Below are 24,121 nucleotides of genomic sequence, written 5' to 3' on the forward strand. Positions count from 1 at the left end.
ATTTCCTTAAACTATGGGTTTTTAAAAACCACACCTATAATTACATTTTTGACTATATTGCCGCTTGATTTATTGAAAGCTTTTTTAAGTTTTATTCCAGTAATATCGCCCTTAAGTTGTGAGTTTTCACATTGGTTAACTAAGCCTGCGATTTTTATACCTGATATACCTATTTTGTTTACTTGAGCAGCTTCGCTTAAACCTGTCACGGACAATCCTAAATTTATATCATTTGTACTTTGAACAGCTGCTGTATGCTTTAAAAGAGCAATATCAATTTTTTGAGAATAATCTTCATTTACACATTTAGAAGAGTGAGTAATAGCCAAACTCTTAACAGTTATATTCGAACCAGCTTTAGTTTCATGACTAGTCTTAGATGAAAAGGTAGTATCACCTTTTACATCTATAGCTGCTAATCCACCACTATGTATTTCAATTGGTCCACCACTTACAGATTTACTATAAACAGAACCCACTGTATAAGTTTCGCCACCTGAAACAGTTCTCTTAACAGTGCTTTTTGCACTGTGAGTGTAGTTAGTGTTCACAGTACGAATTCTGCCAGATCCATATGTGTATGAAGCTAAACCACCTACAACACTCTGAACAAACCCACGTCCCATATTTATCGTAGCGTTAGACCCGATTGAGTGAGAGCGTGGCCCCTCAACGATTTCATCAGATGTCCCGATAATAGTTCTCACCTGATTTGCTTCGTTGGTTTCAGTGGATGCATCTTTAAAAATGTTATCGTCGTAACCGCCCACAGATAAATCAGTTGTACCGCCGTGAGTACCCTGCTGTTCACCCGCTACACTGATATCTTCGTTGTTTTTAACCAATGTGTCCATGTCTTTCTGTGCTTGGAAACTTAGCTTCTCATCGCCTGGTTTATCTTCCATCAACATCTGATTGAAAGTAGACGAATCACCATATTTTGAACGAGTGACAGTACCGCTTTGCGTTGCATTTGCGGGGAATTCCAATGCTGGCATATTATTCGCATTGTACACACGGCCGATAACCATTGGTCTATCGATATGTGCCCCTACAAATCCCACAATAACTTCATCTCCGATACGTGGAATTTGAACGCCGCCAAATCCACCGCCTGCCCATGGGCTTGATACGCGAAGCCAGCACGAACTATTGTCATCTGACTTGCCCTCGCGGTCCCAGTGAAATTGAACTTTGATGCGCCCATATTTATCGGTATAAATTTCTTCGCCTTGAACACCGACAACTCTTGCTGTCATTGGTCCCTGAGCTTTAGGAATAGGTGTAATTTTCGGAGCCCTAAATTGAATCTCTTTTGGCAATGCATGTAGTTTTACGTGTATGTGGTGGAGTTCGGGAGCATTGCCACCAGAAGAAGCATACTGATTTTCATGCAGGGTAAACTCGGTACCTAAAATAATATAGGGATTCTTAGCATCCTGCACTCGGTCCACGGAAAAAGTAGAACCGCAACTCACTAGTGGATAATTCGTCTCAGCCTCTACAGTACGAGCTTTCCACGCTTCACTTTCAGCTGCAACCTTCACATATTTTTCGCCATGCTCAAGCTCAATGTAGCCTGGCAATGGATCGTAAATCTCCATCTTACGGCCGCTATTTTTATTAATTGAATGCGAAACATCTAGTTTTGCAGTCGATTTCTCGAAATCGTAATCGACCATGGAGTGCTCATTGCTATAAAGAGAATCAACATTCCCCCAAGCCGTAATGACAGGTCCATGTGATGGCAATGCCTGATCATCCGCGTGAAAAGTCAATTTAGAGACACCTGAGATATCTTTGTGGGCTGCACTGCTATCAGCAAAAATTAACTTATGCTCATCTTCACTATGATCAAAGTAATAATAAATTCCTTCGTACTCACATAGACGGCTTATAAAAGCGAAATCACTCTCTCCATACTGCACGCAATATGGCCATGTTCTATAGTTGTCCATAGTCTTGAATTCATGCTTGAATGGATATTTTTCCAGCACTTCCTCAATAATTTCGGGCACGGAAATCTTCTGGAAAATGCGATTGTTTTGAGTTTGCGTTGCCAGCCACAACCAAGGACGCAGTTGAAAGCGATAAACATGCTCACGCTTAGTAGTATCTAGGGGCTGTAGATACTGGGCACAAGTTACTAACCCATGAAAATATCTCTTGCCTTGAGTTATTTCAACAGTGATATCGATTATAGTTCCGAGAATTTTCTCTAAATCAAGATCACCTTTCTCCGAAACAAGATCTACAGTGTAATCAAACAATTCGGATAGCTTTTCAGTACCCGTTAGGGATTTAAACTTTAATTCGTCACCGAAAACGGTGTTAGCTACTAAATGACGTTCTGACATAATATAGGCCGATATAAAAAAGAGTCAGGTGAAAACGGTTTTGTTGTATATTCTTTCTCGACAACAAAAACACATGTCCGTAAAAATACTTACGCAGAAATTATAAGATGAAAATTTTAAGATTTTATTACAATCAAATTTATTTCAAATAAAATCAAGCATTTACCTGAAACAAAAAAACAATATGTAACAGATTTACCAGTAAAACAGTTGTTTGAATGAGCCTCGGGAGATAATAAATAAGCCCCTCTTGTGGAGGATTTAATTGAATGTCAGGAGGGTTGGTTAGGGGTTGCTATCCCATATGTATTTGCTCGCTATCAACCTTAACGAGTTCGCCTGCAGTGACCATAGTGTATTTGGAATGTACTCGTGCACTGTCTTCAGCTTGATAGTCTATAGTTCCTGCACGAGTTTGATCTATTTGCTCTGTTATACGTACAGTATTTCTACTCATTTGAGCCAGTCTATCAGTAATAATTTCATAAACTTTACCGACAAATCTAAAAATACTTATTGTTGATCTAAGCTCGCGACCAACATAATCCGCAGAATCAACAACAACCTCAGCTGAATTTGATTTCATCTGTAAATGGTCTGATTTTAGATCCACTTTTTTGCTTGCACGGAATGAAAGCTCCTCGGCCTGAACCGTCAAATTCCCAGGAATTTTTACTTTAGAGTTCGAAGATTCCATTTGTTTAATGATGGCAATGATATAGAGTTCATCACTATTTGGTCCGCTCACCAGTACTTGATCGCCCACAGACGGCTCAAGCAAACAACTAGCTGCCTTTTGACAAGGGAGGACACTTCCATCCAAAGAAATAGAGTAGGTTTGATTTTCTTCAGAATAATTAATGACCTCGCAAATAGAATGAATAGCCTCATTTTTAGAAACATGGGCTTTCTGAACACTCATTAATTTCTCTAAATCACTAACTACTTTAGTAAGTTGAGTTTGAACATCTGTGTTTAGTGTATCTTCTTGTTTCATTCGGTATGGTACAGGAATTTAATTGGAAATAAGTAGAGATTATAGTGGTATTAAATTACAGAAAAAATTCGATTGCAATATATTGAATAAATGTTAATTATCCATAAAACTTAAATTACCAGTAAGCCTATATTCTTTCAATTCTCTGTGGCCAATTCTTAAAATCTTAATAACTGCATTAATATCTAAATTAAAGTGATTTGAAAACCCAGTTAGTAAAATATTAAAAAACTTAGCTTTATTGATTCTCTCAAGGTCCTCAACTCCATTAACTCTGTCCTCTAAAAGTACTTTAATCGAATTTAATTCAATTCGCTGCTCTGGCCTAAAATGAAAATTATTTAATGCATATTTAATCATCTTAACCAATTTTTCATTTTCATTAAAATCATTAAATCCTTTTGTAAATATAGCACCAGAAAGATAATAAAGAATCAAGGCATCTGAATCACTCTCATCCCATTCAAAATAATCATTCTTCCATAGCTTTCCAGCAATCTTTAATACTTCCAAATCTCTTTCCCTAAGTGCATCCAAAAGAATATCAACGGTCAAATACTCCTTAGCTGATTTGTAGTCGTAGACCTTTGAACTGTAGCGTCTACTATTTTCATTAAAATTAACTTCTGAACTAACTGGTTTAGAATAAGATGTAGTAATTGGACCATCAAGATTTCTATCCAAATTTACCGTATCATTAGAATTAATACCATGGATCGATTGGAAATCATCATCTCTAGATGAAAACGCAGGAAGAGAATAATCAAATTGCGAATCTTCTTTTTTTAAATCATCAGAATGTGAGCAATTTAAATTGAAATTTTCTAAGGAAATAGTTTTCTTATAAAGATTAAGGCTTTTTACTAATTCAATAATTTCTATAATTTTTTCGTAGTCATCTTTATCAAATACAGCATATTCAATTTCGCCATCTTCATTTTTAATTAAATTTATACCCATATTTAACCTTAAGTATGATTTTTAGACTATTAACCCAAAAAAGGGCAGAAAAAAATCTGCCCTCATACACTAAACATAATTAAGACTTACTCTCAAGCTGAGCCTCTAACTGCTCTACTCTTTCACGAAGTTTATCAACCATGGCACGTTGAACATCAAATTCATCACGCGTAACTAAATCCATTTTACTGAAGGTCTGAGCCATAAAAGCTTTAACGTTTTTCTCAATATCAGCTGCAGGACTGTTTCTAATCAATTCTTGAATCTTTGATTGTATTTCATCAAAAAAATTCGTATTTTTCATATCTCTCTCCAATCTAAATTTAGAGCCGCCCGAGGGCGACCCAAGTTAAGCATTAAATGTGAATTGATCCGATTCCTCATCAAAATCCACTTTCACGGTATCTTTAGCGGTAAATTCGCCCTGCAAAATACGCTTAGATAAAGGATTTTCAATTAGCTGCTGTATCGCACGTTTTAGCGGACGAGCCCCAAACACTGGATCAAAGCCTGCTTCAGCAATTTTAGCAATTGCTTCATCCGAAATCTCAAGTTTCATTTCAAACTGCCCCAATCTCTGAGCTAATCGCTTAATTTGTATTTTGGCAATGTTTGCGATTTGATCTTGCTCAAGACCGTGGAACACCACTATTTCATCAATACGATTTAAAAACTCAGGTCTAAACGAATTTTTCAATTCATCCCAAACCACGTCCTTAATTTTCTCATATGGCTCTCCACTCATTTTCTGAATATGTTGAGAACCTATATTTGAAGTCATCACAATGACGGTATTTCTGAAGTCAACTGTGCGACCCTGCCCATCAGTCAAACGGCCATCATCCAAAACCTGAAGCAAAATATTGAACACATCAGGATGAGCTTTTTCGATTTCGTCCAGCAAAATTACACTATACGGCTTACGTCGTATGGCTTCAGTTAAATAACCACCCTCTTCATATCCAATATACCCTGGAGGTGCACCTATTAAGCGAGCCACAGTATGCTTCTCCATAAATTCGCTCATATCAATACGAACCATGTGATCATCGGAATCAAACAAGAAATTCGCCAAAGCCTTAGTCAGCTCAGTCTTACCTACACCTGTAGGACCTAAAAATAGGAATGATCCGTAAGGTTTACTTGGATCAGATAGACCAGCACGAGAACGCCTAATAGCATCAGACACTAAGCGAACAGCCTCATCCTGACCAACTACACGCTCGTGCAAACGATCTTCCATGGTCAATAATTTCGCCCTTTCACCTTGCATCATTTTCGCTACAGGAATACCTGTCGCACGTGATACAACTTCGGCAATTTCTTCAGTACCAACCTCTGTCCGAAGAAGCTGATTCTTCACTTCCCCTTTTTCTGCAGATTTTAAACGCAGCTCAAGGTCTGGCAATTTTCCATACTGCAACTCCGATAGCTTCTCATATTCGCCCTGACGCTGGTATTCAGCCATCTGAGCCTTAACCTTATCGATATCCTCACGAATGGACTGTACACCATGAACAGAAGATTTTTCAGCTTTCCAGATTTGCTCATAGTCATCGTATTCGCGTTGAAGCTTAGCTAGTTCCTCCTCGATTAACTGCAACCGACGTTTAGAAGCCTCGTCGTCCTCGCGGCGAACAGCCTCTCGCTCAATCTTAAGTTGAATAATGCGGCGGTCCAAACGATCCATCACTTCTGGCTTAGAATCAATCTCCATACGGATGCGTGCAGCCGCCTCATCAATCAAGTCAATAGCCTTATCGGGCAAAAATCTATCTGTTATATAACGATTACTTAATTCTGCCGCCGCAACTATAGCTGGGTCCGTAATTTCTACCCCATGATGAATTTCATATCTCTCCTTAAGTCAGCGTAAGATGGCAATGGTTGCCTCTACATCAGGCTCATCAATAAGCACCTTCTGAAATCGACGCTCCAAAGCCGCATCTTTTTCTATATATTTGCGATATTCATCTAAAGTGGTCGCCCCTATACAATGCAACTCTCCTCGTGACAATGCTGGTTTAAGCATATTTCCCGCATCGATGGCACCTTCTGCTCCACCAGCTCCGACCATAGTATGTATTTCATCGATAAATACAATATTATTTCCCTCATCTTGAGCGAGCTCTTTTAAAACTGCTTTTAAACGTTCCTCAAATTCACCCCTAAACTTAGCCCCAGCTAATAAGGAAGCCATATCTAAAGAAAGTACACGTTTACCACGTAAAGACTCAGGAACCTCATCATTCACGATTCTTTGAGCAAGCCCTTCAACAATTGCTGTTTTACCAACACCTGGCTCACCGATTAGAACAGGATTATTTTTACTACGACGTTGCAAAATTTGAATTGCCCGTCGAATTTCATCATCACGTCCAATTACTGGGTCTAACTTGCCCATACGAGCACGCTCAGTTAGGTCAGTAGTGTATTTTTTCAATGCCTGTCTTTGAGATTCTCCTTCTTGATCAGAGACAGTGCTATCCCCCCGTATCGCCTCAATAGCAGCCAGCAAAGCCTTTTTCTCTAAACCACAATCTTTTAAGATCGTACCAAGCTCACCCTTGTCCTCTGCCAATGCCACCAAGAACAACTCACTTGCGATAAAATTATCCCCTCTCTTAGATGACTCTTTATCGGTTTTCAAAAGAAGTTGATTTAAAGCACGACTAATTTGAATTTCGTCCGCACCCTCTACCTTTGGCAAATTATTCAATGCAAGGTTTAACTTAGTTTGCAACTGGTTTACGCGCACACCCGCCTGAGCAAGCAAGCTGGCAATGCCCGAGCCTTCATCAGCCAACATCGCAGAGAGCACATGATGACCCTCAATATACTGATTATCGTTACGAGAAGCTAGACTCTGAGCATCCGCAATTGATTGCTGAAACTTAGTAGTAAATTTTTCAAAACGCATAATAGCCTCATAAATTTTTCTATGATATGTATATATGGGAAATTATTTATATATCAAGAGTCTAAAATAACTATTTTGCCCATTTCATGACAACATGCGATTCTTCGGGGAACATACCCCCACTTACGGTTATTGATACTTGCGTAATTATGCATTACTTTACGTTGGCAATGTTCCTGCGACTGTATTCTCACGGTCATTGCCAACCAATTTGGAGTGAAGAAATCGGACGTGAATGGCGACGAAACGCAGCCTCAATTTGGAAAAAACCACAAGAATTTATTGATTCTGAATGGGATCGCTTTAATACTCTTTGCCCAGAGGCGAATTTAGGGGAAGTCGATAGCACCGAACAGATCTATTCCAAGGCATTAAGTTCGATAGATAAAAAAGATAGGCACGTCGCATTAGCCGCAATAATTGCACAAAAGCGATTTGGTTTAAATAACAGCGTTTTAATTACTTGGAATATGAGAGATTTTCATAGAACTTCACTTAAGCAAAGCCGAGTAATTTTAAACACCCCTGATGAATTGCTGACAGCCTACTATGATAAATATCCAGAATTAATCACAGAACTAGTCAAGAACGGAATTGATGAACGCAACTCTTTGGACCTACCTAAATTAACACGTGACCAGTTACTGAAGCGAGAGGGGTTAAACAGACTAAATCGAAGATTAAATTCCAATCTAAACAATTGATTTACGGTTTGTTCTTCTGATCCTTATCATTTTTAGGCTTGTTATGAGGAACTTCCTTCTGAGAATTTAAATTTGGCTTTTGCACATTTGAATTAGTCGGTTCAACTACCCTAACATACACTTCATCTTCGCTAATCATATTCATCTCTTGACGAGCAATATCCTCTAGTGCTTCTGTGCCTGAAGATAAATCTTCAATCTCGGCCTGCATAGCATTATTTCTAGCTGTCATAGCTGCAGTTTTATCCTTTTCTTCCTGCAGTTGCGTCTTTAATTCTTCTACTTTTTTATACCCTTTTTCTCCCATATATAAGGGGTACTGGATGGCAATGCATGCAAATATCAGTAAAAGAATTAATCGACGCATAAAATCTAAAGTCGCATATTAAAAGAGATTGTAAAAAGCCCCACGACCTGGATACTCAGCCACTTCAGATAGTTCCTCTTCGATGCGAAGCAACTGATTATATTTAGCCATACGATCAGAACGAGAAAGAGAACCTGTCTTTATTTGCATAGAATTTGTAGCCACAGCAATATCAGCAATTGTTGAATCTTCAGTCTCACCTGATCTATGAGATATAACAGCCGTATAACCCGCTTGTTTAGCCATTTCAATTGCAGCAAAAGTCTCTGTCAATGTGCCTATTTGATTTATCTTGATTAGGATCGAATTAGCAATGCCTTTTTGAATTCCTTCTTTAAGGATTTTGGTATTGGTGACAAACAAATCATCGCCTACAAGTTGAACACGATCACCTAGACGATCGGTAAGCATTTTCCAACCATCCCAATCGTTTTCAGCCATTCCATCTTCGATAGAAATAATTGGGTACTTATCGCACCATTGTTCTAGGATATCTACAAATTGCTCAGAATTTAAAGCAGTACCACCATTAGCGGAAAGTTTATAAACACCATCAGAGTAGAATTCAGAACTAGCACAATCCAATGCCAATGCAATATCTTCTCCTGCTTCATATCCAGCTTTTTTGATAGCCTCTAAGATAAGTTCAATAGCTTCTTCATGTGAGCTAAGGTCTGGTGCAAAGCCACCCTCATCACCTACAGCCGTAGACATACCAGAATCATTAATGATTTTCTTTAATGCGTGAAAAACCTCTGCTCCCATGCGAAGAGCCTCTTTGAATGATGCAGCTTTCACAGGCATAATCATAAATTCTTGAATATCTAAGGAATTGTTTGCGTGTGCACCCCCATTAATCACATTCATCATAGGCACGGGCATCTGCTTAGGACCGAAACCACCAAAATAACGATAAAGAGATTGCCCAGATTCTTCAGCAGCAGCACGTGCAACAGCCATACTTACAGCAAGCATAGCATTAGCCCCTATATTGCTTTTGTTTTCCGTACCATCCAAATCAAGAAGAGTGCGATCGATAAATGTTTGTTCCTGAGCGTCTAAACCCATAAGGGCTTCAGAAATTTCTCCATTGATATTTTCTACAGCCTTAAGAACACCTTTTCCTAAATAACGACTTTTATCCCCATCACGAAGTTCAATCGCCTCTCTTGAACCAGTCGATGCCCCTGATGGAACAGATGCTCGACCCATGGCACCTGACTCTAACAACACATCACATTCAACAGTTGGGTTTCCGCGTGAATCAAGGATCTCACGACCGATAATATCTACAATAGCACTCATTAAAAATCCTAGTAAAAAATTTAGATTATTTTAACAATATCAAACTTCAAAAGGCCCAAACGACTTAACTGTATTGTCTATAGCTTTGATACGTACTAAAAATTCTTTCAATCTATTCAGTGGCAATGCTGACGGCCCATCGCATTTGGCCTTATCTGGATCTGGATGAGCTTCTAAGAAAAGACCTGCAATACCTGTACTCATCCCTGCCATAGCCAAGTCAAGAACCTGTTCGCGTCTACCTCCTGAAGCGGAAGAACCAGGTTCACGTTTTTGAAGAGCATGCGTAACATCAAAAAACAGTGGTCTTCCTGATGTAAGTTTTTTCATAACTCCAAAACCAAGCATATCTACCACTAAGTTATCATAACCAAAGTTAGATCCACGTTCACAAATTATTAGATTGTCATTTCCTGATTCTTGAAATTTTTGAATAATATTTGGTACTTGCTCTGGGCTAAGAAATTGTGGTTTCTTGATATTAATTATTTTGCCAGTTTTAGCCATAGCCACAACTAAATCCGTTTGACGGGCAAGAAAAGCTGGTAACTGCAAAATATCAACATACTTAGCAACTTCTTTTGCTTGATAAGGCTCATGTATATCCGTAACGATAGGAACACCAAATTCGGTTTTTAATTTTTCAAAAATTTGTAAACCTTCATCTAAGCCAGGACCGCGATAACTATGAATTGAAGATCGGTTTGCCTTATCGAATGATGCTTTGAAAATGTATGGAATCTCAAGCTCTTGAGTAACCTCTAGAAAATGGGCACACGTAAACATTGCCAAATCGAGGGATTCAAGAACATTAAGTCCACCCATAAGAACAAATGGACTATCATTAGAAATTTTAAAATCGTTTAGTTGTATAGAGTAAGACATCACTTCTCAGAACTTGATTGATGCTTTAGTGCTGCTTGCAAAAAACTATTAAATAGCGGATGACCATTACGAGGCGTAGATGTAAATTCAGGGTGAAACTGCACACCCAAAAACCACGGATGACCGGGAATCTCCATAATTTCAGGTAAATTATCTTTAGGTGTAATAGCACTTATTACTAAGCCTGCAGACTCCAACTTCTCTATGTAATTCGTATTAACTTCATAACGATGACGATGACGCTCATTCACGATATCACCATAGATACTATGAGCTAATGTCCCTGGTTTTACAGGAACTTCCTGTGCCCCTTTACGCATAGTGCCACCAAGATTTGATTCCTGCGATCGCTGCTCTACTGAGCCATCTTTATTTGTCCACTCAGTAATTAAAGCCACTATAGGTTGAGGAGTATTAGGATCTAGTTCCGTACTTCCAGCTCCCTCAAGACCCGCAACATTACGTGCATATTCTATAGTAGCTAACTGCATCCCAAGACATATTCCAAGATATGGAACATTATTTTCTCGGGCAAACTTAATAGCGGCAATTTTTCCTTCAGTCCCTCTTTTACCAAAACCGCCTGGTACCAATATTGCATCTAAATCTTCTAAGATGCTAACGCCTGAATTCTCAATATCTTCAGAGTCAATATACTCGATAGCAACTTTAGTTTTATTTTTAATCCCTGCGTGGTTTAAGGCTTCGATTAGAGATTTGTATGATTCAGTAAGATCAACATATTTTCCAACCATTCCAATTCGTACTGTATGCTCAGGGTTTTGCAAATCATGCACTATTTTGTCCCAAACAGACAAATCAGCTGGAGCAGCGTCTATATCAAGAGCCTCACAAATAATATTATCTAGACCTTGGTCATGTAACATCTTAGGAATTTTATATATAGAGTCAGAATCCCAGACTGAAATTACTGCCTCTTGAGGCACATTGGAAAAAAGAGAAATTTTAGCCCGCTCATCTTCAGGTATAGGCCTATCAGCACGACATAATAAAGCATTTGGATAAATCCCAATTTCGCGTAATTTTTGTACGGAGTGTTGGGTAGGCTTGGTTTTAAGTTCGCCCGCAGATGCAATATAGGGAACAAGTGTCAAATGAATGAAAGCAGCACCTTTTCTGCCAAGACGGAGAGTCATTTGACGAACTGCTTCTAAGAATGGCAATGATTCAATATCACCTACAGTTCCACCTATTTCTACGATGGCAATGTCTGCACACCCATCATAAGCACATTTTGCACCACGCTCTATAAAATCCTGAATTTCATTTGTGATATGAGGAATAACCTGAACAGTTTTCCCAAGATAGTCTCCTCTACGTTCCTTGCGAAGAACAGACTCATAAATTTGACCTGTAGTAAAGTTATTCGATTTATGCATTTTTGCAGATATAAATCTTTCGTAATGACCTAAATCCAAATCCGTCTCAGCCCCATCTTCAGTTACAAACACCTCTCCGTGTTGAAGGGGACTCATGGTACCTGGGTCTACGTTTATGTACGGATCAAGTTTAAGCATCGTAACTTTAAGTCCCCTAGACTCAAGAATAGCAGCCAATGAAGCTGCAGCAATACCCTTTCCTAGGGATGATACAACACCACCCGTAACAAAAACATATTTAGTCATAGCTTTACCTTATGGGAAATAAAAATTATATCAATTTTCTTGTTTAGTAATTTGACCGTTTATTTCAAATTAATGTTAGCTAAATAGTTTAGTGATAATTTAAAAATCAATTAGATCTTTTTTGGCGTTTCAAATTAAATACTCATACTTTTATTATCTTTCTGGAATTATCATTAGAGTTCAAAAACGAATCTAGATGGATGGATAGATTGAAGTGGCTTAAATAATATGGGACTCCTTTTAAAAATTTTGCTATCACTCCCACTCCTTCTTAGGACAGATGGATTAAGTAATGTTTTTTCTCAAATAGTACATACTCAATGCAATTCAATCCCCTACTCAGGGGCAAACAGCAGTTGCTACTACTTTTACAACGAATTACTTGAAAATATATATACAGAAAAAATATCAACTTTTACAAATGACCCTAACTATGAATCTATAAAATTCTATAAAAACAACTTGGATATAGTTTGCAAATATAATGCTAATAACTATGCTAAAGATGGCTACGATGCAAACTGGTATGCATATGAAAACTGTTCTTTCACTAATAATTTGATTCTTTTAAAAAATATATTTATAAATTACAAAAAGGATCCCGATTCTACATTCAGCCCTAATTGCAATTCGTATAAAAATAAAGAAGATATTGCCAAAATACAATATTTGATAAATGCAGAAAAACTTCAAATTGCTGAGGATATAGGTTTTCTTAGGGATGAAGATAACAATGATGTTTATATTGATCAAGAATGGTATGAAACTTACAAATTAAGTCTTCAATATCTAGAAGATATTAAAAAGGATTTGAATAAATTCTATAAATTAGGATGTTTCAATTCCAATATTGAAACACTGATTAATATATTGAGGTATGCCTACAATGATAGTTTAGGGTTATTTTTACTGAACAACGATAAATTTGAAGATCTAGACGAAATAACCTCTCAGCTTTACTTCCCTTGTGACTCAAACTGTAAAAAATTTGATCCTGATATTTGGGTTAAGAATATGAATAATCCCAATATTTCCAAAAGTTGGGTCCAGTACAGCGAGCAATATTGCACCCTTCTAACTGATACATTAGATGGATTTGATGCTCAGGATAAATTAAAAAGTTGTACTTATTCAAAACTCTATCGTTTAAATAATTTTGATGATTATTTAAATCAATTTAAAACTGATGAAACTCTAATTTACACAATAAATAATTTACAGCCATTCATAAATTTAGATATCAGCTACTTTAAAAAGAAAGAAGAGGATTGGACTAATCCATTAAAAAATGCTGTCATAGAGTTTTCCGAACATTACTGCTTAAATAATTCAACTTGCGTAAATAAATTACTTAATATTTTTCTTGAAGACCTATTTGAAATACGCGTGCTTTATAGAAAACTCATTTTCAAAGAAATTGGTTTGAATGAAATCAAATACTAGTCCATTTATAAGAAGCTTGTAGATTTATAATTATGGTTTCTCGATTAGGTACGATTGCCATAGTTGACACCATGCGAAAAATAGCCGTTTCTCAATTGCCTTCAATAACATCCTTACGATGTTTTGAAACCGCCGCCCGACATTTAAGTTTTACGAGTGCCGCTAAGGAATTATTCATGACGCAAAGTGCTGTCGGAAAGCAGGTTGCATTGCTAGAAAGAGTTCTCGATTGTGAACTTTTTATAAGACATAAGCAACGCATTGAATTGACACCTATTGGTGAAAAATTTCTCTACGATACTCAAGATATTTTAAGAAAGATTGAGGATGCTGTTCTGAACGTACTCTCTCACGGGAATGCAGTTGCTACACTCAATATCATTGCCAACCCTACATTTTGTGCACGGTGGCTTGTAGTGCTATTAAAAGGTTTCGGGAAGGCTCATCCAAATATCCACCTAGAATTCCATGACCATTTAGGTGAATTAGATTCAAACATGATCAACGATATGGACTTGGGATTCTTGCATGGTGCAGGCGACTGGCCTGGCATGACCAGTATTAAACTTTTTGACTGTATGTTCGTACCTGTTTGTGCACCAGAAATAGAGACTACTGAGCTTAGTCAACCAGGTTGCTCTGATGGTGTGACTCTTATACAAACACGACTTAGTCCTCGTGCATGGAATGAATATTTCATATCCGCTAATGTCAAATGGGAAGGCTTATTTACTGGCCCACGATTCGATTCTTTTTATGATGCAATTCATGCTGCAATTTGTGGCTGTGGTGTAGCCCTAGTACCAGATGTATTAGTGCGTGAAGAGCTTTATAACGGTGACCTTAAACTAGCTTGGAACCATAAGCTCGATAAAAACTGGGCTTATTATATGGTTCACCCGTCAAATAAGACGGGTGTTCCTCATGTAAAAATTCTAATGGATTGGATATTAAATCGAGTTCAAAAAGATTAAGATACTATTTTTAATATTTGTCCTGCATGGTATAGTGCAATGCCTGCATCATACAATCCAGACCGCATGCCTCTCATTGAAATTTCACTCTCTTCCATTGTTTTAAATGGCAATGGTATCGCTTCTCGCCTATCTGTATCTAGATACTCAGCAAAACATTTACCCATCATAGTTCCAGTAGTAATGCCCCTACCGTTATAGGCTGTAGCAGTTACAATTCCTGGTGCGGGTTCAAATACTCTCATAATATGATCTTGTGTAAAACCAAAACGACCCGACCATCGATACTGCCACTTAGCTTTAGGTGCTAGTTCAGGATAATATTTTTTTAATACCGAATTTGCCCATGAGACGTAAAGCGATTCTTTTCCTTCATGAAAACCTACTGTCCCGAGCAAAACTCGATCATCTTTATCCCGTCGGAATGTTGAAAGGGCTAATCGAGTGTCCCATGAACCTGTGCGGTATGGCATAACTTTATCGGCCTCTGGATCTCCAGACATTGGTTCAGTTGCGATTTGATAATACCCAACAAAATAAATTGATTTAAGAATATCTGTCCACTCTCCCTCTGTATATGCGTTTGTTCCTATAATCACTTTATCCGCAGTCACAGAGTTAGTTTCTGTTTGAACCTGCCAAGCACCATCAGATTTAACAATAGATTTTACGGGAGTATGCTCATATATACGCACACCTAAGTTTTTCGCTGCCTTAGCTAAACCTGTTACATATGCGTAAGGATTAATTGTGCCAGCTCTTCGATCTAGAAGGGCTTTTTTAATGGCTTTAGTTCCGCAATACTCAAGACATTTTGAACCTGTTAAAACTTCACAATCAACTCCACGGCTTGAAAATTGTCGATATCGATTATCTACATCCGCCTCTCCCTCAGCATTATGCCCCATGTGAAGATTTCCAGCACGCACATCTTGAGCATCTATTCCAAGACGATCGATAGTTTTCCAAACTAGAGCTGGTGCGGCTCCCAAAGCTTCTGTAAGAATTTCGCCTTGAGTTTCTCCCAAATATTTATTTAAATCCTCTGGTGTAGCCCAAGTGCCTGCATTCACGTATCCTACGTTTCTTCCAGAACCACCGCTTCCAATAATCTTAGATTCAAGCAATACGACAGAATAACCCTTTTCAGCTAGATGAATTGCTGAAGATAAACCAGTATAACCACCACCTATCACACAGACTTGTGCCGACTCATCCGCAGTTAAAACTGGAAAGCTCTCGACAAGAGACGCATCAACTATCTCAGGCCATAAATTTTTATCTAAAACCATAATTAACCTAAATTACAAACCTTCCCATTTAGCAGGTTCACGGTGACGTGCCAAATCCTTATCTCTAACTTTAGGGAAGTAAATGCCCGTTAAAGCCCAAATGAATCCTATGATAGGACACAACCAGCAGAAGAATGCGTATGGTGCATACGCAAGAGTAGCGATTCCTAAGGTGCCAGCCACAAAACTTCCGCCCATATTCCACGGGATTAAAGGAGACAGCAAAGTACCACAGTCCTCGATTTGACGCGTAAGATTAGTTTTCTTATAGCCAAGCTCTTCAAACTTGTCTTTATACAAACGAGCTGGCAATACTAATGTAGTGAACACATCTCCGATTAAAGTTCCTGTACCAATAATAGTCGTATATGATGCCGCTGATAATGACACTCTATTAGTAATCCATTTTTCGATTTTCTTAAGAATCGCATTAAGACTACCGTAGTATTCAATACCACCGATAAACGACAATGCAAGAATCGTAAGCAATGTCACCCAAGCCATAGACATAACTCCACCCTTAGAAAGTAAGTTGTCTACTATCTCCATGCCTGTTGTACTTTTTACTCCATTTTGCAAAAGAGTAAATAGCTCTTGTAAGCTAACATCTTGAACAAAGATGGCAATAATACTGCCACTCGCCACCCCCAAAAATCCTGCAAATACGGCTGGTAATTTAGTGACAGCTGCCACAATAACCACTACTGCAGGAATTAAAGTTATAAGACCTAAATCATAATTTTTATCGAGAGTGGCTTGCATTTCCGTTATTAGAGACATATTTGCCCCAGAAGTATCATAAGTACTTCCAAGCCAAGCATATAGCCCTAATGAAATTAACAAACTTGGTATAGTTGTTGGAAATAAATTAGTAATGTGATCCCATAAATCAACTCCTGTAGCTGCAGGTGTAAGATTAGTCGTTTCTGAAAGAGGTGACATCTTATCTCCAAAAAATGCACCAGAAACAATTGCTCCACCAGTTACTTCAGGAGGTATATTAAGACCTGTACCAATACCCATCATAGCTAAACCAATGGTTCCCGTTGTACTCCATGATGAGCCAGTCGCCAAAGATATTGCCACACAAATTAATGTCAAAGAAACAAGAAAATTGGATGGAGTGAAAAATTCAAATCCATAGTAAAGTATGGTCGGTACGGTACCAGCAGCAATCCACACCGCAATAATCATCCCGATTATTAATAAGATCATGATTGCGGGCAAGCCCACGCGAACCACTTTTAGAAAGTGGTTCTCCATATCAATCCACTTACCCTTACGAACATAGATTAATAGCCCTGTAATAGCTAAACCAAATGCTAGTGGTATATGTGGGGTAAAATCCTTGAACACGAAAAACTGAATCATTAGTAATATCGTGGTCAATACGAGCGGAAGAATATCGATTAAAAAATTTCCGCTGCTAGGGAGGATCTCACTTTCTGGATCCGAGGCTTGAATTGGATTGTTTAAACTGCTCAATGCTTTCTCCTACGAGTTAGGTTGAGGGATTAAAACAGAAAATTAACCGAAGTTAATTCCCTGAGCTAAAGGTAATTCACGAGAATAATTAATGGTGTTGGTTTGTCTGCGCATATAAGCTTTCCACGCATCAGAACCAGATTCACGTCCACCACCAGTTTCCTTCTCGCCGCCAAAAGCACCGCCAATTTCAGCACCACTTGTACCGATATTTACGTTTGCAATGCCGCAGTCACTACCTGTGGCAGAAATGAAAGCCTCAGCTTCTCGAATATCATTAGAGAAAATGCATGAGGAGAGTCCTTGAGGCACACTATTTTGAAGTTCCACAGCATCTTCATATTCGCTATAAGGAATCACATATAGAATAGGTGCAAATGTTTCTGTTTTAACTACTTCGTTCTGCTCATTCATTTCAACAATAGCTGGCTCAACATAGTATGCATCTGGATATTTGTCTTCTAGGACGCGCTTACCACCAAAAACTTGACCACCAGACTCAGAGGCTTTTTTCAATATGTTTTGCATTTGATTGAAAATTTGCTCATCGATAAGAGGACCTACTAAGTTTCCTTCAAGCGGGTTTCCAATTGAGACAGATGAATAAACCTTTTTAAGTTTTTCAACTACTTCATCTCTAATACTTTCATGTACGATTAACCGACGCAAAGTAGTACATCTTTGACCTGCAGTTCCAACAGCAGAAAATAAAATTGCACGAATTGCTAAATCGAGATCCGCACTAGGAGTAAGAATCATCGCATTATTTCCGCCTAGCTCAAGAATGCTTCGTCCAAATCTTTCAGCAACTTTTGGTCCAACAATCTGACCCATACGAGTAGAACCTGTGGCACTAATAACAGGAATGCGTGGATCAGTTACTAACATATCACCTACTTTTGCATCTCCTATTACGACCTGAGAAAGATTTTCTGGAGCATCATCGCCGAACTCTTTTAAAGCTTTCTCAAACAATGCCTGACAAGCAAGAGCAGTAAGTGGAGTTTTTTCTGAAGGTTTCCAAATAATAGAGTCGCCGCATATCAAGGCAAGTGCTGCATTCCAGGACCATACAGCAACTGGAAAATTAAATGCAGAAATTATTCCAACAATACCTATAGGATGCCAAGTCTCACGCATATGATGCATGTTTCTCTCAGAGCTTATAGTTAAGCCATAAAGTTGACGAGATAGACCGACTGCAAAATCGCAAATATCAATCATCTCTTGAACTTCTCCCAATCCTTCTTGAGTGATTTTTCCAGCCTCAAGGGAAACTAATTTACCTAAATCTTCCTTATATTCACGAAGAACATTCCCCAATATACGCACCAATTCGCCTCGTCGAGGTGCAGGCACTTTTCTCCACTCTTTGAATGCTTGTTGAGATTTTTCGATAATACCATCGACCTCTTCAGGCGTGTTTATAACTACATTTCCGATATTTTTACCGTCAATAGGTGATCTTACGGCTAGTGAACCGCCCTGAAATTTACTCTCAGAAACGCCAAATTTCTTCATTAATTCGTTAATCATAGATGCCCCAATTTACAAAAGTACTCATAAATACTATTTTTATATTGTTTTTCGGTCAAACGAAAAATAGTCTAAACATAACTACTTTTTTTCTTAATTAGGGATAATCCTCAATAAATTTTTAATCTTATTCTTTTATAAAAAAGACTCAAAAGCAAAGGAGAGATATATGCAAATTTACGATGAAGACCAGACAGAAGAAGCATTGCCATATAAATATTTGATAGAGAAAATAGAAGATTTTTTTAAGACAGATGTTACTGTCCCACTTCGACATATTCATGAAATCATGGATGCACAAAAGACTCTAGGCTCATTTATTTTGATGCCTGCATGGATTGGGGGGCGCTGGATCGGACTTAAGACCGTAAGTGTTTTCCCTAGTAATAAAGAATTGGGTATGCCAGCCTTGCATTCAACTTATATGCTTTTTGATGGAGCAAATGGTAAACCGCACACCATTTTGGATGGCAATGTAATCACATCCAGGCGCACAGCTGCCGTCTCTGCACTTGCATGTAAATATCTCAGTCGCGAGAATTCTAAAAATCTTTTGCTTATCGGCTCTGGTCAGGTTGCTAGTCTTGTTCCAGAGGCCATAAAAGCCGTAAGACCTTTAGAAAAAGTAATGGTATGGAGCCCGACTCGCGAGAATGCGGAAAGATTGGCTTCTGATTTGCAAGACCTAGGATTCGATTCATTCTACGTTGATGATCTCAAAGAGGCATGTTCATATGCAGACATAATTAGCTGTGCGACATTATCTACAGAGCCCATCATAAAAGGGGCATGGTTAAAAGCAGGAACTCATTTAGACTTAATTGGCTCTTATACGCCTGATATGCGTGAGACGGATGATGCATGTTTTTCAGGCACATCTGTATTTATCGATACCGAAGAGGCATTAATGAAATCAGGTGATCTTCTAAATCCTATTGCTAGTGGAATTTTTAGCAAAGATCGTGTCAAAGCTACTATTTTTGATTTATGTAATGGCAAGCACTCAGGACGAGAATCCGATGATGAAATAACTGTTTTTAAAGCAGTTGGCAATGCTCTCGAAGACCTCGCCGCTGCTTGTTTAATTGTGGAGAGTGACTAGGATTTTCCCTAGTAAAAAATTTTTTATGTAAACGTAAACATTGCCACCCCATAGAGAAAATTTTTATGCATTCCAAAAAGTAACAACTAGATTATTTATTTTCGTTTGTAGTTTGTAGTGGGATGTTTTAGATTTCTAGGAGGTGGATTTTTAGGAAACCGTAAGTGAATATTCTATCTTGGTACTTTAATAAATCCTTTATGTTCAAAATGACCGCAGGCTTTGTGATAGGCATTGTACTGGGGTTTTTGTTGGGAGAAGATAGCAGTTTTCTCGCTCCACTTGGAAAACTTTTTCTTAATCTTCTTAAGATGATTGTGATTCCACTTGTAGTGCTATCGCTGATGGTCGCTGTAAATCACTCTAGTCCAAAAGAACTTGGGCGCATCGGAGCGAAGATATTTCCACTTTATTTATTGACAACTGCTGTAGCCATATTCGTGGGTATTGCGGTGGCTTATGTTACTAACCCAGGGGCGGGGTTGACATTGCCAGCGGATGCGGTTGTGAAGCCTCCGGATAATCCTAATTTTATCGACACGATTATCAATATGGTGCCTAGCAATATTTATATGGCATTTTCCGAAGGTGATATTTTAGCTGTCGTGTTTGTTGCGATTGTACTAGGCTTAGCAATTCTATTTATGCGACATTCAGATGATCCTAAGCAACGTGAGATGGGCGATTTGGTGTTTCGGATAACTGAAGCAGGAAATGAAGTGATTTCTAAAATCCTCTCGGGTATTTTGCAATATGCACCAATAGGTATTATAGGAATTACCGCGAATACAATAGGCTCTCAGGGGATGGATACCGTTGTAGCTTTAGGCATGTTTATATTGACGGCCTATATTGGTGTAGCTTCTATGGTTCTGCTTGTTTACCCTCTTATTTTGAAAGTATTCGGCGTTAATGTATTTGATTTCTACAGCAGGATAAAAGATGCGGTGTTCACTTCATTTGCTACAAGCTCGAGCTTGAGCACATTGCCAATTACTTTAAAAGCAGCCGAAAAAGCGGGTATTGGAGAGCGAGTTGCTAAGCTTACGCTCCCCATAGGTGCTACCGTAAATATGGACGGGACGGCTCTTAGATTTGGTATGGCCGTCATATTTGCCGCTGAGATTATGGGTATGTCCATATCTTTCGGAGATTTAGTGACCATAGTGGTTATAGGTACTATGGCAGCGATTGGGACTGCTGGTGTGCCTGGAGCCGGTCTAATTGGCATGTCTATAGTGTTTACGCAAGCAGGCTTGCCGCTTGAGATTGTTGCCCTTACTGCTGGGATTAATGCACTTGTAGATATGGTTTTCACATGCGGAAATGTGACCGGAGATCTCGTTGCTGCAAAAATAGTTGACCAGTCTGAGCGTAAAGCCGCTCTGAAAGCGGGTATTTACTATGACCACGGATATGATTAATTAAGAGGTATATATGAGCAGAAAAGGTATTAGTAAAGCTTTAGGGCTAATCCACCCCGTCACTCTTTCTCATGGAAAGAATGCGAAGGTATGGGACGTTGAGGGCAAAGAATATATTGATTTTGTAGGTGGAATTGGTGTGCTTAATTTTGGGCATTGCCACCCAAAAATTGTAGCTGCGATTCAAGAGCAGGCATCTAAACTTACGCATTATGCTTTCAATGCGGCTGAACATGAGCCATATAAAAAATTTGTAGAAGCTTTGACTGATTTTGTACCTATCAAAGGTGAACTCTCTGCGATGCTCACAAATTGTGGGGCTGAATCTACGGAAAATGCTTTGAAAATTGCACGCATTAAAACTGGGCGAAATGCAGTGATTGCTTTTGATGGTGGCTTTCACGGACGTACTCTTGCAACTGTAAATTTAAACGGTAAAGTTGCTCCTTATAAGCAAAAACTAGGACCGTTGCCAGGGCCTGTATACCATATTCCTTATCCTAGTAAGGACTCAGGGATCAGTAAGGACGAATCTGTTGCGGCCCTTAAACGGCTAATTGAAATTGAAGTAGACGTAAATGATATATGTGCCGTTATTGTGGAGCCCGTTATAGGTGAAGGTGGCTTTCAATGTTTGGATATGGAATTTGCAAAATACTTACGTGAATTTTGCACTGAACATGGAATAGTTTTGATTTTCGATGAGATTCAATCTGGCTTTGGGCGTACAGGAAAGCCGTTTGCATTTATGCATTTTGAAGTCGAACCAGATTTATTACTTTTAGCAAAAAGCATAGCTGGAGGATTGCCTTTAGGGGCTGTTGTGGGACGATCTGAATTTGTAGACTCTCCTCATGTTGGTAGTTTGGGAGGAACTTATTCGGGCAACCCAATCGCATGTTCTGCTGCCCTTCAAGTTTTGGAAATTATTCAAAGTGAAGAATTTAAAAATTCTACAAAGAATTACATTGATACATTAGAAACTAAGTTTAGTGAATGGAAATCATCAAATACTAATCCTTGGATATCTAAACTTACTGGTATTGGTGCCATGAGAGGGATTGAATTATCGCATCCAGAATATGGACCAGGTACTTCTTTGTTAGCCGAAATTCTTAAATTAGGACGTGAGCGTGGTCTTTTACTTATGCCTAGCGGAAAAGCAAAAAATATTATTCGTTTGCTTACTCCATTAACTATTGAACCTGAAGTTCTCAATGAAGGTCTTGAACTTCTTACACAAATTTTTGCTGATACAGCAAACTTTAAACCTTAACTTAAAAAAGGAAGTCTCGTATGTCTCAATTTGTATGTAAAGATGAAATCCGTTTGAAATTCTCACAAGCTATGTCTGATATGTACCAGACAGAGGTGCCACTTTTCGGAGATCTACTAAAACTAGTAAACGACGTAAATGGAAAAGTTTTAGAGGAAGATCCTGAATTGAAGCAAAAACTTCAAGAAACAGGAGAGCTAGAGCGTCTTGAGCAAACACGTCACGGAGCTATCCGTATCGGTAAAAAAGAAGAGCTACATACCATGCGACGTATTTTTGCTGTTATGGGAATGTACCCAGTTGCCTACTATGATTTAGCTCCAGCTGGTATTCCAGTACACTCTACTGCTTTCAGACCGATTGACCCTGAATCCTTGATTAAGTGTCCATTCCGTGTTTTCTGTTCTCTACTTCGTCTTGAATTAATCGAAGATGCTGATTTACGTAAACAAGCTGAAGAAATTCTAGCTAAACGTAATATATTCTCTCCAAGAGCAATAGAATTGGTAGAGAAGTTTGAGAAGGATGGTGGTCTTGAGCAAGCAGACGCAGATGAGTTTGTTAAAGAGGTTTTAGAGACTTTCCGCTGGCAGTCTGAAGCTGCAGTTTCTAAAGAAACCTATGATGCACTTCATAATCAACACAGACTAATAGCTGATATTGTTGCTTTCAAAGTTCCACATATCAATCACTTAACTCCACGTGCTCTTGATATTGACGCAGTTCAAAGGGGCATGTTCGAAAGGGGTATTCCAGCAAAAGATATCATCGAAGGTCCTCCACGTCGCAAATGCTTAATTCTTCTTCGTCAAACAAGCTTTAAAGCACTAAATGAAGATGTGCAATTTGTATATGGCGAAGAGCGTGTACCTGGAAGCCATACTGCACGATTTGGTGAAATTGAAAAACGCGGTGTAGCACTAACTCCAAAAGGTCGTAAATTATACGATGAGCTGCTCGCAAAAGTTTTAGATGAAACAGCTAATGTTGATATGTCTAAAGATGCTGAATCCTACTACGCAGTTCTTAAGAAATATTTTGATGAAATTCCTGATTGCTATGACCAGTTACATGAGCAGGGGCTTGCGTATTTCAGATACAAACTTGCTGATGATGCTACTTTAGATAAAGAAGTTACTGAGAATAACGCATCTGAGTTAGTTGCATCTGGAGTTCTAAAGCTAGAGCCAATCACATACGAAGATTTCCTTCCTGTTTCGGCAGCTGGTATCTTTAGATCAAATCTCGGTGGAGCTGAGAAACGTGAGTATGATGAAGCTTCAAACCGAGCATTGTTTGAACAGAATCTTGGTGAAAGCGTTTTAGATCCTTTTGAAATCTATAGCAAAATTCAAAAGGATTCAATCGATGCTTTGAATAAAAAAGCATAGTTAGTATTAAGTCAATTTGAATTCAATCTGGTGTCTAGACACCATACATTTGTAAAG

The 24,121-nt window shown here is 38.5% G+C and carries 18 protein-coding genes and 1 pseudogene; 7 read left to right on the plus strand and 12 right to left on the minus strand.

Annotated elements, in window-relative coordinates:
* Nucleotides 1–11: 11 nt before the first annotated feature.
* From TASI_RS05085 to clpB, 5 genes and pseudogenes are all read right to left on the minus strand, one after another.
* Nucleotides 12–2,357, minus strand: a complete 2,346-nt coding sequence (locus TASI_RS05085; RefSeq protein WP_014111696.1) for a type VI secretion system Vgr family protein — start codon at nt 2,355–2,357, stop codon at nt 12–14.
* 295 nt (nt 2,358–2,652) lie between these two features.
* Nucleotides 2,653–3,354, minus strand: coding sequence for a DUF3540 domain-containing protein (locus TASI_RS05090; RefSeq protein ID WP_014111697.1), 702 nt, complete (start codon nt 3,352–3,354; stop codon nt 2,653–2,655).
* 93 nt (nt 3,355–3,447) lie between these two features.
* Nucleotides 3,448–4,314, minus strand: a complete 867-nt coding sequence (locus TASI_RS05095) for a hypothetical protein (protein ID WP_014111698.1) — start codon at nt 4,312–4,314, stop codon at nt 3,448–3,450.
* A gap of 79 nt (nt 4,315–4,393) precedes the next feature.
* Nucleotides 4,394–4,618 (minus strand): accessory factor UbiK family protein, encoded by a 225-nt coding sequence (locus TASI_RS05100; RefSeq protein ID WP_014111699.1) that lies wholly within the window; start codon nt 4,616–4,618, stop codon nt 4,394–4,396.
* A 45-nt stretch (nt 4,619–4,663) separates the two neighbouring features.
* Nucleotides 4,664–7,234 (minus strand): annotated as a pseudogene (gene clpB, locus TASI_RS05105) (ATP-dependent chaperone ClpB).
* 149 nt (nt 7,235–7,383) lie between these two features.
* Between clpB and TASI_RS05110 the strand changes: the two are divergent.
* On the plus strand, nt 7,384–7,938 hold the full coding sequence (locus TASI_RS05110) for a hypothetical protein (protein ID WP_266105239.1): 555 nt from the start codon (nt 7,384–7,386) through the stop codon (nt 7,936–7,938).
* 1 nt (nt 7,939) lies between these two features.
* On the opposite strand, the gene ftsB is transcribed toward TASI_RS05110, so the two are convergent.
* Genes ftsB through TASI_RS05130 form a run of 4 tightly spaced genes read right to left on the minus strand, consistent with a single transcriptional unit; the run spans nt 7,940 to nt 12,141 of the window.
* The gene (gene ftsB / locus TASI_RS05115; protein ID WP_014111701.1) at nt 7,940–8,305 is read right to left on the minus strand and encodes a cell division protein FtsB; all 366 of its coding nucleotides are present in this window, start codon (nt 8,303–8,305) and stop codon (nt 7,940–7,942) included.
* A gap of 18 nt (nt 8,306–8,323) precedes the next feature.
* The gene (gene eno, locus TASI_RS05120) at nt 8,324–9,610 is read right to left on the minus strand and encodes a phosphopyruvate hydratase (RefSeq protein WP_014111702.1); all 1,287 of its coding nucleotides are present in this window, start codon (nt 9,608–9,610) and stop codon (nt 8,324–8,326) included.
* Nucleotides 9,611–9,649: 39 nt separating this feature from the next.
* Entirely contained in the window at nt 9,650–10,495 is an 846-nt protein-coding gene (kdsA, locus tag TASI_RS05125; RefSeq protein WP_014111703.1) for a 3-deoxy-8-phosphooctulonate synthase, read from the minus strand.
* Nucleotides 10,495–12,141 (minus strand): CTP synthase, encoded by a 1,647-nt coding sequence (locus tag TASI_RS05130; protein WP_014111704.1) that lies wholly within the window; start codon nt 12,139–12,141, stop codon nt 10,495–10,497. The genes kdsA and TASI_RS05130 overlap by 1 nt, the downstream gene beginning before the upstream one ends.
* A 228-nt stretch (nt 12,142–12,369) precedes the next feature.
* Between TASI_RS05130 and TASI_RS05135 the strand changes: the two genes are divergently transcribed.
* Together TASI_RS05135 and TASI_RS05140 are read left to right on the plus strand one after the other, a co-directional pair.
* Nucleotides 12,370–13,584, plus strand: coding sequence for a hypothetical protein (locus TASI_RS05135; RefSeq protein ID WP_014111705.1), 1,215 nt, complete (start codon nt 12,370–12,372; stop codon nt 13,582–13,584).
* Nucleotides 13,585–13,616: 32 nt separating this feature from the next.
* Nucleotides 13,617–14,558: a LysR substrate-binding domain-containing protein gene (locus TASI_RS05140; RefSeq protein WP_044978083.1), complete on the plus strand. Its 942-nt coding sequence runs from the start codon at nt 13,617–13,619 to the stop codon at nt 14,556–14,558.
* On the opposite strand, the gene amaA is transcribed toward TASI_RS05140, so the two are convergent.
* Genes amaA through amaB form a run of 3 tightly spaced genes read right to left on the minus strand, consistent with a single transcriptional unit; the run spans nt 14,555 to nt 18,871 of the window.
* The gene (gene amaA / locus TASI_RS05145; protein WP_014111707.1) at nt 14,555–15,850 is read right to left on the minus strand and encodes an L-pipecolate oxidase; all 1,296 of its coding nucleotides are present in this window, start codon (nt 15,848–15,850) and stop codon (nt 14,555–14,557) included. The two genes, TASI_RS05140 and amaA, sit on opposite strands and share 4 nt — an antisense overlap.
* A 12-nt stretch (nt 15,851–15,862) precedes the next feature.
* Complete coding sequence (nhaC, locus tag TASI_RS05150) at nt 15,863–17,335, minus strand: Na+/H+ antiporter NhaC (protein ID WP_014111708.1); 1,473 nt, start codon at nt 17,333–17,335, stop codon at nt 15,863–15,865.
* A gap of 42 nt (nt 17,336–17,377) precedes the next feature.
* Nucleotides 17,378–18,871, minus strand: coding sequence for an L-piperidine-6-carboxylate dehydrogenase (gene amaB, locus TASI_RS05155; protein ID WP_014111709.1), 1,494 nt, complete (start codon nt 18,869–18,871; stop codon nt 17,378–17,380).
* 169 nt (nt 18,872–19,040) lie between these two features.
* On the opposite strand from amaB, the gene lhpI reads away from it, so the two are divergent.
* The 4 genes from lhpI (at nt 19,041) to hglS (ending at nt 24,064) form a co-directional block, all read left to right on the plus strand.
* Nucleotides 19,041–19,973 (plus strand): bifunctional Delta(1)-pyrroline-2-carboxylate/Delta(1)-piperideine-2-carboxylate reductase, encoded by a 933-nt coding sequence (gene lhpI / locus TASI_RS05160; RefSeq protein WP_014111710.1) that lies wholly within the window; start codon nt 19,041–19,043, stop codon nt 19,971–19,973.
* Nucleotides 19,974–20,173: 200 nt separating this feature from the next.
* Complete coding sequence (locus TASI_RS05165; RefSeq protein WP_044978281.1) at nt 20,174–21,397, plus strand: dicarboxylate/amino acid:cation symporter; 1,224 nt, start codon at nt 20,174–20,176, stop codon at nt 21,395–21,397.
* A 13-nt stretch (nt 21,398–21,410) separates the two neighbouring features.
* Nucleotides 21,411–22,673 (plus strand): 2-aminoadipate transaminase, encoded by a 1,263-nt coding sequence (locus tag TASI_RS05170; RefSeq protein WP_014111712.1) that lies wholly within the window; start codon nt 21,411–21,413, stop codon nt 22,671–22,673.
* A gap of 20 nt (nt 22,674–22,693) precedes the next feature.
* On the plus strand, nt 22,694–24,064 hold the full coding sequence (gene hglS / locus TASI_RS05175; protein WP_014111713.1) for a 2-oxoadipate dioxygenase/decarboxylase HglS: 1,371 nt from the start codon (nt 22,694–22,696) through the stop codon (nt 24,062–24,064).
* Nucleotides 24,065–24,121: the final 57 nt, after the last annotated feature.

The sequence above is a fragment of the Taylorella asinigenitalis MCE3 genome, from assembly GCF_000226625.1.
Taxonomy (GTDB): Bacteria; Pseudomonadota; Gammaproteobacteria; order Burkholderiales; family Burkholderiaceae_B; genus Taylorella; species Taylorella asinigenitalis.

What these genes read in the sequence shown, in the direction of transcription:
- TASI_RS05085 (WP_014111696.1), bottom strand. Translation starts at nt 2,357, where the DNA reads ATGTCAGAACGTCATTTAGTAGCTAACACCGTTTTCGGTGACGAATTA.
- TASI_RS05090 (WP_014111697.1), bottom strand. Translation starts at nt 3,354, where the DNA reads ATGAAACAAGAAGATACACTAAACACAGATGTTCAAACTCAACTTACT.
- TASI_RS05095 (WP_014111698.1), bottom strand. Translation starts at nt 4,314, where the DNA reads ATGGGTATAAATTTAATTAAAAATGAAGATGGCGAAATTGAATATGCT.
- TASI_RS05100 (WP_014111699.1), bottom strand. Translation starts at nt 4,618, where the DNA reads ATGAAAAATACGAATTTTTTTGATGAAATACAATCAAAGATTCAAGAA.
- TASI_RS05110 (WP_266105239.1), top strand. Translation starts at nt 7,384, where the DNA reads ATGCATTACTTTACGTTGGCAATGTTCCTGCGACTGTATTCTCACGGT.
- ftsB (WP_014111701.1), bottom strand. Translation starts at nt 8,305, where the DNA reads ATGCGTCGATTAATTCTTTTACTGATATTTGCATGCATTGCCATCCAG.
- eno (WP_014111702.1), bottom strand. Translation starts at nt 9,610, where the DNA reads ATGAGTGCTATTGTAGATATTATCGGTCGTGAGATCCTTGATTCACGC.
- kdsA (WP_014111703.1), bottom strand. Translation starts at nt 10,495, where the DNA reads ATGTCTTACTCTATACAACTAAACGATTTTAAAATTTCTAATGATAGT.
- TASI_RS05130 (WP_014111704.1), bottom strand. Translation starts at nt 12,141, where the DNA reads ATGACTAAATATGTTTTTGTTACGGGTGGTGTTGTATCATCCCTAGGA.
- TASI_RS05135 (WP_014111705.1), top strand. Translation starts at nt 12,370, where the DNA reads ATGGGACTCCTTTTAAAAATTTTGCTATCACTCCCACTCCTTCTTAGG.
- TASI_RS05140 (WP_044978083.1), top strand. Translation starts at nt 13,617, where the DNA reads ATGGTTTCTCGATTAGGTACGATTGCCATAGTTGACACCATGCGAAAA.
- amaA (WP_014111707.1), bottom strand. Translation starts at nt 15,850, where the DNA reads ATGGTTTTAGATAAAAATTTATGGCCTGAGATAGTTGATGCGTCTCTT.
- amaB (WP_014111709.1), bottom strand. Translation starts at nt 18,871, where the DNA reads ATGATTAACGAATTAATGAAGAAATTTGGCGTTTCTGAGAGTAAATTT.
- lhpI (WP_014111710.1), top strand. Translation starts at nt 19,041, where the DNA reads ATGCAAATTTACGATGAAGACCAGACAGAAGAAGCATTGCCATATAAA.
- TASI_RS05165 (WP_044978281.1), top strand. Translation starts at nt 20,174, where the DNA reads ATGTTCAAAATGACCGCAGGCTTTGTGATAGGCATTGTACTGGGGTTT.
- TASI_RS05170 (WP_014111712.1), top strand. Translation starts at nt 21,411, where the DNA reads ATGAGCAGAAAAGGTATTAGTAAAGCTTTAGGGCTAATCCACCCCGTC.
- hglS (WP_014111713.1), top strand. Translation starts at nt 22,694, where the DNA reads ATGTCTCAATTTGTATGTAAAGATGAAATCCGTTTGAAATTCTCACAA.